The organism is Dactylosporangium sp. NPDC005572, assembly GCF_040605515.1.
GTDB lineage: Bacteria > Actinomycetota > Actinomycetes > Mycobacteriales > Micromonosporaceae > Dactylosporangium.
The window spans coordinates 17,827-28,315 of sequence record NZ_JBEXCY010000154.1; the positions used below are offsets into that span (position 1 = coordinate 17,827).

Annotated in this window: 11 protein-coding genes; 4 read left to right on the top strand and 7 right to left on the bottom strand. The window is 71.4% G+C overall.

The genetic code is table 11. The annotated features are described in order from the left end of the window. Positions 1–276 precede the first annotated feature (276 nt). The 5 genes from ABZS66_RS44530 to ABZS66_RS44550 are packed head-to-tail and all read right to left on the bottom strand — an operon-like array spanning position 277 to position 4,440. Positions 277–1,278: a sulfate ABC transporter ATP-binding protein gene (locus ABZS66_RS44530; protein WP_354768863.1), complete on the bottom strand. Its 1,002-nt coding sequence runs from the start codon at positions 1,276–1,278 to the stop codon at positions 277–279. Beyond that, the gene (locus ABZS66_RS44535; protein WP_354768865.1) at positions 1,275–2,123 is read right to left on the bottom strand and encodes a sulfate ABC transporter permease subunit; all 849 of its coding nucleotides are present in this window, start codon (positions 2,121–2,123) and stop codon (positions 1,275–1,277) included. Before ABZS66_RS44535 ends, ABZS66_RS44530 begins: the two co-directional genes overlap by 4 nt. Then, entirely contained in the window at positions 2,116–2,973 is an 858-nt protein-coding gene (gene cysT / locus ABZS66_RS44540; RefSeq protein WP_354768867.1) for a sulfate ABC transporter permease subunit CysT, read from the bottom strand. Before cysT ends, ABZS66_RS44535 begins: the two co-directional genes overlap by 8 nt. Further along, positions 2,970–4,004: a sulfate ABC transporter substrate-binding protein gene (locus ABZS66_RS44545; RefSeq protein WP_354768868.1), complete on the bottom strand. Its 1,035-nt coding sequence runs from the start codon at positions 4,002–4,004 to the stop codon at positions 2,970–2,972. The genes cysT and ABZS66_RS44545 overlap by 4 nt, the downstream gene beginning before the upstream one ends. 31 nt (positions 4,005–4,035) lie before the next feature. After that, the gene (locus ABZS66_RS44550) at positions 4,036–4,440 is read right to left on the bottom strand and encodes an Rrf2 family transcriptional regulator (RefSeq protein ID WP_354768870.1); all 405 of its coding nucleotides are present in this window, start codon (positions 4,438–4,440) and stop codon (positions 4,036–4,038) included. A gap of 219 nt (positions 4,441–4,659) precedes the next feature. Here ABZS66_RS44550 and ABZS66_RS44555 point away from each other — a divergent pair, with 219 nt between their 5' ends. Further along, positions 4,660–5,070 (top strand): helix-turn-helix domain-containing protein, encoded by a 411-nt coding sequence (locus ABZS66_RS44555; protein ID WP_354768872.1) that lies wholly within the window; start codon positions 4,660–4,662, stop codon positions 5,068–5,070. A gap of 20 nt (positions 5,071–5,090) precedes the next feature. Next, positions 5,091–6,083 carry an LLM class flavin-dependent oxidoreductase gene (locus ABZS66_RS44560; protein ID WP_354768874.1) on the top strand — a complete coding sequence of 331 codons (993 nt, stop codon included), beginning with the start codon at positions 5,091–5,093 and terminating at the stop codon, positions 6,081–6,083. A gap of 27 nt (positions 6,084–6,110) precedes the next feature. Here ABZS66_RS44560 and ABZS66_RS44565 read toward each other — a convergent pair whose 3' ends face one another. Together ABZS66_RS44565 and ABZS66_RS44570 are read right to left on the bottom strand one after the other, a co-directional pair. Beyond that, positions 6,111–7,061: a polysaccharide deacetylase family protein gene (locus ABZS66_RS44565; RefSeq protein ID WP_354768882.1), complete on the bottom strand. Its 951-nt coding sequence runs from the start codon at positions 7,059–7,061 to the stop codon at positions 6,111–6,113. 51 nt (positions 7,062–7,112) lie between these two features. Beyond that, positions 7,113–8,096: a glycoside hydrolase family 11 protein gene (locus ABZS66_RS44570; protein ID WP_354768876.1), complete on the bottom strand. Its 984-nt coding sequence runs from the start codon at positions 8,094–8,096 to the stop codon at positions 7,113–7,115. Between the two features lie 234 nt (positions 8,097–8,330). Here ABZS66_RS44570 and ABZS66_RS44575 point away from each other — a divergent pair, with 234 nt between their 5' ends. Together ABZS66_RS44575 and ABZS66_RS44580 are read left to right on the top strand one after the other, a co-directional pair. Next, entirely contained in the window at positions 8,331–9,353 is a 1,023-nt protein-coding gene (locus ABZS66_RS44575; protein ID WP_354768878.1) for a LacI family DNA-binding transcriptional regulator, read from the top strand. A gap of 46 nt (positions 9,354–9,399) precedes the next feature. Then, the coding region (locus ABZS66_RS44580) for a histidine kinase (protein ID WP_354768880.1) at positions 9,400–10,489 on the top strand (1,090 nt) is incomplete at its 3' end.

Here is a 10,489-nt window from a genome sequence, read left to right on the forward strand (position 1 = left end):
CAGCCGCGGCTGAAGCCGTGGGCCACTCCCGAGATCTATGTGCCTGCGGCGCATTTTCACCCAAAGAAGTAGCCGCGGGCGGCGCACCGGGAGGTGCCCGGGTCACCGTAGCAGCGGGTCGATGGGTTGTCGCGGCGTTTCGCCCGGAAGCACGACCGGCCCGCACATGGCGGGCCGGGTGGCGGGCGGCTCGGGGTAGGTCGTATCCGAACGGTGCCGGATGGGCCCGCATACAGGCCTGACGTGATCCGGGCAGCCGCGGCCGACGGCGGCCGGTTACACGGTCGCGGCCAGGTCGGGCTCCGGGGCGGCCGTCTTCGCCGGCGTCGTCGGGCTGCCGGGTGCGATCCGCAGGTGCACGGTCGTGCCGGCCTCCAGGCCCAGGCCCAGGAACTCGTTGCGGGTCAGCGTGACGATGACCTCCTGGCCGCCGGCGGTGGTGACGTCGATGCGGATCTCGAAGCCGATCCGGGTGATCCGGGTGACCGTGCCGGTGACGTCGGCGGGGCCGCCGGGGGTGGTGCTGATCTGCAGGTCGTGCGGGCGGACGAGGTGGTCGCCGAGCTGGGTGACCGGGCCGAGGAACTTCATCACGAAGTCGTTGGCCGGGCGGTCGTAGAGGTCGTCGGGCGAGCCGATCTGCTCGATGCGGCCGTCGTTGATCACCACGATCTCGTCGGCGACCTCCAGGGCCTCCTCCTGGTCGTGGGTGACGAAGACCGTGGTGACGTGGACCTCGTCGTGCAGCCGGCGCAGCCAGTCGCGCAGCTCCTTGCGCACCTTGGCGTCGAGGGCGCCGAACGGCTCGTCGAGCAGCAGCACGGTCGGCTTCACCGCGAGTGCGCGGGCCAGGGCCATGCGCTGGCGCTGGCCGCCGGACAGCTGGGCGGGCAGGCGCTCGCCGAACTGCTCCAGGTGTACCAACTTGAGCAGCTCGTCGACGCGGGCGCGGATCTCGTCCTTGGGCCGCTTGCGGATCTGCAGGCCGAAGCCGACGTTGCGCCGTACCGACATGTGCTTGAAGGCGGCGTAGTGCTGGAAGACGAAGCCGACGTTGCGCTTCTGCGGCGGCAGGTCGGTGGCGTCGATGCCCTCGATCTCGACCCGGCCGCTGTCGGAGCGCTCCAGGCCGGCGATGATGCGCAGCAGCGTCGACTTGCCGCCGCCGGACGGGCCGAGCAGCGCCGTGAGCCGGCCCGAGGGGATGCTGACCGACACGTTGTCGAGCGCGACGAAGTCCCCGAAGCGCTTGCTCACGCCTGCGATCTCGATGCTCATCGGTCTTCTTCTTTCGGGCGGAGGACGGACACGACGATGATGGCGGCGACGGCGACGAGGGCGAGCAGGAACGCGGTGGCGTAGGCGCCGCCCTTGTCGAAGTTGAGGTACTTCTCCTCGACCACGAGCGTCGCGGTGCGGGTGGCGCCGAGCACGTTGCCGGAGACGACCTTCACGGCGCCGAACTCGCCGAGCGAGCGGGCCAGGCTCAGCACGACGCCGTAGGTGATGCCCCACTTGATGGACGGCAGGGTGATGCGGCGGAACGTCTGCAGCGCGTTGGCGCCGAGGCTGCGGGCGGCCTGCTCCTGCTCGTCGCCGATCTCCTCCAGCACCGGTACGACCTCGCGGATGACCAGCGGCAGGGCGACGAACACGGTCGCCATCACCATGCCCGGCTCGGCGAAGATGATCTGCAGGCCGGCGCTCTCCAGGGTGGGCCCGAACCAGCCGGTGCGGCCGCCGTAGACGAGCACCAGTGCCAGGCCGACGACGATCGGCGACACCGACAACGGCACGTCGAGCAGGGCGTTCAGCAGGCGCTTGCCGGGGAAGCGGTACCGCACGAGCAGCATCGAGATGCCCACGCCGAAGATCGTGTTGATGATCACCGAGATGATCGCGATCTCGACCGACAGGTGCAGCGCGTGGACGATGTCCGGGTCGGTGAGGATGCCCTGCAGGTCCTCGAAGCCGTCCTTGAAGGCGTTCTGGCCGACGAGGTACACCGGCCAGGCCACCAGGAAGAAGAGGTACGCGACCACGATCAGCCGCAGCAGGTAGGCGGTCGGGCCCTTGCGCCGGGTCCACGCCCTGGTCGGGCGGTTGGTCGAGCGGTCAGCCACGGCGCACCGTCCTTCGCTGGATGACGTCGAGCACCACGATGACGGCGAACGAGATGACGAGCAGGACCGTCGCCACCGCGGCCGCGCTCTCCAGGTTGTCGTTCTCGATGCTGCTGAGGATCCGCACGGACGTGACCTCGGTGCGCATCGGCAGGTTGCCCGACAGCAGCACCAGCGAGCCGTACTCGCTGACACCGCGGGCGAACGACAGCGCGGCCCCGGCGGTGATCGCCGGGGTGAGGCTGGGCAGGATGATCTTCCAGAAGATCGTGAACCGGCTCGCGCCGAGGGAGGCGGCGGCCTCCTCGGCCTCGCGGTCGAGCTCGGCGAGCACCGGCTGCACCGTGCGGACCACGAACGGCAGGGTCACGAAGAGGAACGCGAGGAAGACCGCGATGCGGGTGTTGGCGATGTTGACGCCGAGCGGGCTGGTCGGCCCGTACAGCGACAGCAGCACCAGGCCGGCCACGATCGTCGGCAGCGCGAACGGGATGTCGATGAGGATCTCGAGCACCCGCTTGCCGAAGAAGTTGTCGCGGACCAGCACCCAGGCGATGAGCGTGCCCATCACGACGTTGACCACCGTGACCAGGAAGGCGATGCCCACGGTGAGCCGGATCGAGGCGAAGGTCTGCTCGTTGGTGACGGCGTCCCAGAACGCGCCGAGGCCGTCGGCGGACGCGGCGGCGACGACGGCCGCGAGCGGGATCAGCACCAGCAGGCTGAACCACAGCATCGCGACTCCGAGCCCCAGCCCGGAGACGCGGGTGAGCGGCTGCCCTGAACGCGCCGACCGGGCCGGCCGGCGGTTGCCCGCCGACCGGCCCGTAGAGACGGTCGCTGATGTCACTTGGCTTTGCCCGACGCAGCGATGATCTTGACGACGATGCCTTCCTTCTCGTCGAAGAACTTCTTGGACAGGGCCGACCAGCTGGTGAAGTCCTTGTCCACGGTCAGCAGCTTCTTCGGCGTCGGGAAGGGGTCGTTCTGGTCGACGGCGCCCTCGACGCCCTTGATGTCGACGCCCTGGATGATCGGGCGGAAGCCCTTGAGGGCGAACTGGCGCTGACCGTCCTTGCTCAGGACGAAGTCGAGCCACTCCTTGGCCTTCGGGTTGGCGTTCTTCAGCACCGCGCCCGGGTTCTCGATGAGGATCGTGGTGTCCGGCAGCACCCAGTCGAGCTGCTCGCCGCTCTGGCGGGCCAGGATCGCCTCGTTCTCGTAGGCGAGCAGGACGTCGCCGGTGCCGCCGAGGAAGGCGGTGGTGGCGTCACGGCCGCTGTTGGGCAGCGAGACGACGTTGCCGAAGAGCTTGGTGAGGTACTCCGTGGCCTGCGCGTCGGTGCCGCCGTTGCTGGCGATGTGCCCCCACGCGGCGAGCGCGTTCCACCGCGCCGCGCCCGACGAGGCCGGGTTCGGGGTCACGATGCCGATGCCGGGCTTGATCAGGTCGTCCCAGCCCTTGATGTTCTTCGGGTTGCCCTTGCGCACCGCGAGGACCACGACCGACGAGGAGACGATGCCCTTGTTGGGGCCGGCGTTCCAGTCCTTCTCGACCAGGCCGGCGTCGACCAGGCGGGTCACGTCGCTGCTGACCGAGAAGTGCACGTAGTCGGCCTTGAGGCCGGCCACCACGGCGCGGCTCTGGTCGCCGGAGGCGCCGTAGGAGGTCTGGAACTTGACGCCCTTGCCCGCCGGGGTCTTGTTCCACTCGGCCGCGATCGCCTTGTTGGCGGCCTCGGGCACCGCGTAGCCGACGATGTTGAGCGTCACGTCGCTACCGGGGGAGTCGGACGACGACGACGACGTTCCCGCGCACGCCGACAGCAGTAAGCCGGCGGCGATGGCGAGAGCGGCGCTCGCTCTGATCCGGTGCTTCATGGGGGAACCCGTCCTTCTGGGGTAGGCGGTGCTATCGGGGGGCGTCAAGCAGGTCGGCAAGCGTGACTCGGTCGACGATGTCGTTGACGGCGCTGTCCACGGAGAGCCAGATGCGGCTCAGTCCGCGGGTGACGCCGGCGTAGCTGGTCTGGTCGGTCGGCAACCCGCGCACGGTGGTCAGCGCGCCGTCCATCGCGCGCAGGACGTCGCCCACGGTGATGGCCGCGGCCGGGCGGGCCAGCCCGTACCCGCGCTCGGCGCCCCGGTGGCTGTGCACCAGGCCCGCGCGGCGCAGGTCGAGCAGGATCGCCTGGAGGGACCCGATCGACAGTTGTTCCTTTTCGGCTAGCTGAGGTGCGGTGATGCGGCCCGGCGCCGCTGCGGCGATGACGAGCATCGCTCGCATGGCGTAGTCGGCGCGGACGGAGACGTGCACAGCTTTGTGCCCCGGTCAGCTCGACCGCGCCCAGCGACAACCGCCAACCACGGTCACCTCCCGAGTAAGTCGACTTAATCCATCTAGTCCATCTAGTTGGTAGGAAAAGAATAGATGCTGAGCCGCAGTAGTCAAGTGATGACGCTCACGCGGGTGACGCGCCGGTTCGGCCGGATTTGCGGCGGTTCAGCCCCGGTCGCTGTCGGCCACACTGGCGGCATGACCGAACGGCCCGGCCTCGAGCACCCCACCTGCCAGCAGCGCGACATCCTCGACCGGGTCGGCGACAAGTGGAGCGTGCTGCTGCTGTCGCTGCTCGACGGCGGCGACCGGCGCTACTCCGAGCTGCACCGCGCGGTCGACGGGCTGTCGCAGCGCATGCTCACCCTCACCCTGCGCGGCCTGGAGCGCGACGGCCTGGTCAGCCGTACCGTGGTCCCCGTCACACCGCCGCAGGTGTCGTACGCGCTGACACCCGTCGGCCGCGACCTCCACGAGCAGGTCACCGCGTTCGTCACCTGGGCCGAACGGCACCGGCACCACATCGCCGACAGCCGCGCCCGCTTCGACGCACGCACATCGGTGTTCGGTACGGCGGCCGATGTGCCGTCTTCCGCGCCCGCCCCGTAGCTGCCGACAATCGGCGGGCCATGAGTATCGAATTCGCCGTCACCTCGCTCGCCGACCTGCAGCCCCGCACCGTCGACGGTGCGCACCGCACCGCGGAAGGCCGGCTGCGCCAGATCACCGGCCTCGCCGTCCTCACCGACCGGCTCGGGCTCGACGTGTTCGCCCTCGGCGAGCACCACAGCACCGACTTCGCGGTGTCGTCACCGGCCGTCGTGCTCGCCGCCGCCGCGGCCCGCACGACCCGCGTCCGGCTCGCCAGCGCGGTCACCGTGCTCAGCGCCCTCGACCCGGTCCGCGTCTATGAGGACTTCGCCACCCTCGACGTCCTCAGCGGCGGCCGGGCCGAGCTGACCGTCGGCCGCAGCGCCTACCCGGACCCGTTCGCGCTGTTCGGCGTCCCGGTCGAGCAGTACGGCGAGGTGTTCGCGGAGCACCTCGACCTGCTGCTGCGCATCCGGGCCGGGTCGCCGGTCACCTGGCGGGGCCGGTTCCGCGCCCCGCTGTCCGGGGCGGCCGTGGTACCGCGGGCGGTCCAGGAGCCGCTGCCGGTCTGGGTCGGCGTCGGCGGCACCCCGGCGAGCGCCGAACGGGCCGGGCGGCTCGGCCTGCCGATGACGCTGGGCTACCTCGGTGGCCCCGCCGACGGTCTGCGCCGCCTCGCCGACATCTACCGCGAGGCGGCGGGCCCGGGCGGGCGGCTCGGCGTGGCCGTGCACCTGTTCGCGGCCGCGGACGAGGCGGCCGCGCGGGCCACCTACCCGTACTACCGCGACTTCCTGCGGCCGAAGCGCCCCGGCGCACCCGGCTACGTGGTGAGCCCCGAGCAGTTCGCCACCAACGAGGCGCTGATGATCGGCACGTCGGCGCACGTGGCCGAGAAGCTGGCGGCGCTGCGGGAGGTGCTGCGGTACGACCGGATCCAGGCGCTCGTCGACTGGGGCGGCCTGCCGGAGCGCCTCGTCGAGGAGTCGGTCCACCGCCTGGCCGAGGAGATCGCCCCGGCCCTGCGCTGAGCGCCGGGCCGGGGCCTTTGCCGGACGCTAGCCGCCGCTGCAGGAGACGGTGGGCCAGGTCCGGTTGCCGTTGTGCTGGATCGTCACGCCCCAGTTGTTGCCGCTGCCGTTGGGTCTGGCGACGAGGGTCTGGGCGTTGGGGTAGCTCGCGGTGATGTTCCAGGTCGCGATCACCTTCGCCGGCGACGGGATGTTCATCGTCACGGTCCAGTTGCTCGACCCCGACACCGACACGTTGAGGTTGTACCGGTCACTCCACGACGAACCCGCCGACAGGGTCGCCGTGCAGCTCCCGCCGCCCGGGCCCGGCGTGGTGGGGCCGGTGGTCGGGCCGCCGCCCCCGGTAGGTGCGACCGCGCGGCCGGTCTGCGGCGAGATCATGCCCGCGCACAGGTTGCGGCTCGCCAGGCCCTGCGCGATGCGCGGGATCGCGGCCACCGTGTTGGCCGGCCAGTCGTGCATCAGGATGACCTGGCCGTTGGTGAGCCGGGCGTTGGCCTGCACGATCGCGTCGACGCTGGCGTTGTTCCAGTCCTGCGAGTCGACGTCCCAGATGATCTGGGTCAGCCCGTACCGCGACAGCACCGACTGCAGCGTCGAGTTCGTCTCGCCGTACGGCGGCCGGAACAGCTTCGGCGTCCCGCCGCCCCCGGCCGCGATGGCCTGCTGGGTCCGGGAGACCTCGGAGTCCATCTGGGCCTGGCTCAGCTGCGTCATGTGCGGGTGGGTGTAGCTGTGGTTGGCGACCCACATGCCCGCGTCGACCTGGGCCCGCACCAGCGACGGGTTCGCCGCGGCGTACTGCCCCTGGTTGAACATCGTGGCCCGCAGCCCGTTCTGCCGCAGCGCGTTGAGCAGGTTCTGGGTGTTGCCGGCCGACGGCCCGTCGTCGAAGGTGAGCCCGACGTACCCGTTGCAGGTCGCGGCCTGCGACGGTGTGGCGGCGACGGTCAGGGCGACGGCGGTCGACACCGCCATCCCGGCCACGGCCAGGGCTGTCGCAAGCACGCGTCTCGGTGTCCGCATCGCTCAGCCCGCGCTGCAGGAGACGGTGGGCCAGGTCCGGTTGCCGTTGTGCTGGATCGTCACGCCCCAGTTGTTGCCACTGCCATTGGGTTTCGCGACAAGGGTCTGGGCGTTGGGGTAGCTCGCGGTGATGTTCCAGGTCGCGATCACCTTCGCCGGCGACGGCACGTTCATCGTCACCGTCCAGTTGCTCGACCCCGACACCGACACGTTCAGGTTGTACCGGTCACTCCACGACGAACCCGCCGACAGCGTCGCCGTGCAGCTCCCGCCGCCCGGGCCCGGCGTGGTGGGGCCGGTGGTCGGGCCGCCGCCACCGATGGTGATGTTCGAGTTGCCGCTGCTCTGGTAGCCCTCGGTCGCCAGGATCTGGTAGTCGTGGCCGCCCAGGCTCATGCCAGCGCGGGACCAGGCGTCGAAGTGGTTGCCGGTGGTGATCGTGCCGCCGGTCTTCTTCGACTGCCGCACGCTCCAGTACTGGTTGAACGTCTTGTTGCCCTCGATCGACGGCGCGTTGTACCGCGTGGTCTGGTAGATGTCGTACGTGCCGCCGTCGCTGGTCACGGTGCCCTTGAAGGTGCCCGTCGGGCGGTAGGTGCCCCAGTTGTCGACGATGTAGTACTCCACGAGCGGGTTGCGGGTCCAGCCGTACAGCGCGAGGTAGGCGTTGCCCGACGGGTTGAAGCTGCCGGAGTAGCTGACGCTGCGGCGCCCGCCGGTGCTCCAGCCCTTGCCGGCGACGAAGTTACCGGTGTTGCTCCAGTTGGTGCTGTAGTTGCCGCCGGCACCGAGGTCCATCGACACGGTGCCCTGGCTGTCGGTCCAGAACGAGTAGAAGTAGCCGTTGTTCGTGCCGGTCTGGTTGGTCGTGACGGCCGCGCTGGCGACGCCGGGCAGCGTCGCGACCAGCGCCACCACCACGGCGGCGAGACCGCCGAACAGCAGCCCGGCGCGGCGACGCCGCGGGCGGGCGGGGGCGTCGTTCATGGGCGTGGTCCTCCTCCTGACAGGGGGATGGGGGTGTGGGCGGGTCGTAGCGGCGACCCGACATCGACACTGATCGAGGTCTGCGAGGGTGTCAACGAGTTTCGGAAAAGTTCCGGGAATTGATCTCCATGTGTCGGTACCACCCGGCCGCCGACCTTTCGGTACCGCTCCGGAACTTTCACCGCCGCCCGGTCTGCGGCATGATGCGGAGAAGACCACACGGTCGCCGAAGGGATGCCCGTGACACTCGACAACCCGGGCCGGGTCACCATCACCGCGATCGCGCGGCAGGCCGGCGTGTCGGTGCCCACGGTGTCGCGGGTCCTCAACGGCCGCTCCGACGTCTCCCCCAGCACCCGCGAACGCGTCGAGGAACTGCTGCGCGAGCACGGCTACCGCCGCCGCGCCAGCCGCAAACGCCCGTCCGCGGGCCTCATCGACCTCGTCTTCGACGACCTCGACAGCCCCTGGGCCGTCGAGATCATCCGCGGCGTCGAGGAGGTCGCCCACTCCACCGGCATCGGCACCGTCGTCTCCGCCATCCACGGCCAGCCCGCCTCGGCCCGCCAATGGCTGCAGAACCTGCGGGCCCGCGCCACCGACGGCGTCATCTTCGTCACCTCCGACGTGACCCCACCCCTGCACGCCGAACTGCGCCGCCTCGCCATCCCCCTGGCCGTCATCGACCCGGCCGGCGTCCCCGCGCTCGACGTCCCGACGGTCGGCGCCACCAACTGGGCCGGCGGCCTCAGCGCCACCCAGCACCTGCTCTCCCTCGGCCACCGCCGGATCGGCTTCATCGCCGGCCCGACCCGCCTGCTGTGCAGCCGCGCCCGCCTCGACGGCTACGGCGCCGCCCTCGCCGCCGCCGACCTGCGGATAGAACCCGAGCTCGTCCAGCCCGGCGACTTCCACCACGAGTCCGGCTGCGCCGGCGCCGACGCCCTCCTGGCCCTCGAAACCCCGCCGACCGCGATCTTCGCCGCCAGCGACCAGATGGCCTTCGGCGCCTTCGAGGCCGTCCGACGCCGCGGCCTGCGCGTCCCCGACGACGTGTCCGTCGTCGGCTTCGACGACCTGCCCGAGAGCCGCTGGACGTCCCCGCCGCTGACCACGGTCCGCCAACCCCTCACCGAGATGGGCCTGCTCGCCGCCCGCACCGTCCTGCGCATGGCCGCCGGCGAGGAGATCGAAACCCCCCGCGTCGAGCTCGCCACCGAACTCGTCGTCCGCCACAGCACGGTCGCGCTTACCTGACCTTCGGCAGTACGGCGGGCCCGGACACCGCCGCTAGCCTGGGCCGATGAGTGCTGCACGGTGGCGGCGGGTCCTCGACGCCGGGCTGTGGGCGGTGCTGGCCGCGCCGATCGCCGCCAACCAGGCGATGTCGGCGGCGTACCCCGCGCTCGTCCTGGTCCTCGCCGCCATGGCCGGCGCCGTCGCGCTGAGCCGCACCCGGCCCCTCGCCTCCCTTGTCGTCGTGGTCCTCGGCAGCCTCTTCGACGGCAACTTCGTCTTCGCCATCCCCGTGATGAGCTACCTCGTCGGCCGGCGCACCGCCCGGGCCGGGCCGGTCCTCGCCGTGTTCACGGCCGTCGCCGCCGGCGGCACCCTCGTCAACCTCGACCTGATGCGCACCGCCCCGTCGCAGTGGCTGCTCCTCGCGTCGATCCTGCTGGTGTGCGGCGTGTTCCCGTGGCTTGCCGGGCGGTACCGCGCCCAGCAGGTCGAACTGGCAACGGCCGGCTGGGAGCGGGCCGAACGCCTCGAACGCGAGCGGCAGATGGTCGCCCTGCGGGAGCGGGCCCGCATCGCCCAGGACATGCACGACTCCCTCGGCCACCAGCTCGCCCTCGTCGCGCTGCGCGCCGCCGCCCTGCAGACCGCACCCGGCCTCGACCCCGCCCACCGCGCCGCCGCCGACGAGGTCCGGCGCAGCGCCGCCGACGCCACCGACCGGCTCCACGACATCATCGGCGTCCTGCGCGAGGACGGCCAGCCCGCGCCCGTCACCACCGATGACGTCGACGAGCTGGTCCGCCGCGCCCGCGACTCCGGCGTCGCCGTACACCTCGACCACACCGGCCCCGCCGCTCCCCGGCCGGCCGCTCCCCGCCCGGACATAGTCGACCGGGCCGTGCACCGCATCGTCCAGGAGGCGCTGACCAACGCCACCCGCCACGCCCCCGGCGCCGCGGTCACGGTCGACGTCACCCACGAGCCCGACGCCACCACGGTCGCCGTCACCAACGACCCGCCACCGTCCGGCCCGCTCCCCTCACAGCGGCCGGGCGTCGGGCTCATCGGCCTGTGCGAGCGCGTCCGCCTCGCCGGCGGCACCTTCACCGCCGGCCCGCACGCCGGCGGGTTCCGCGTCGCGGCCCGGCTGCCCC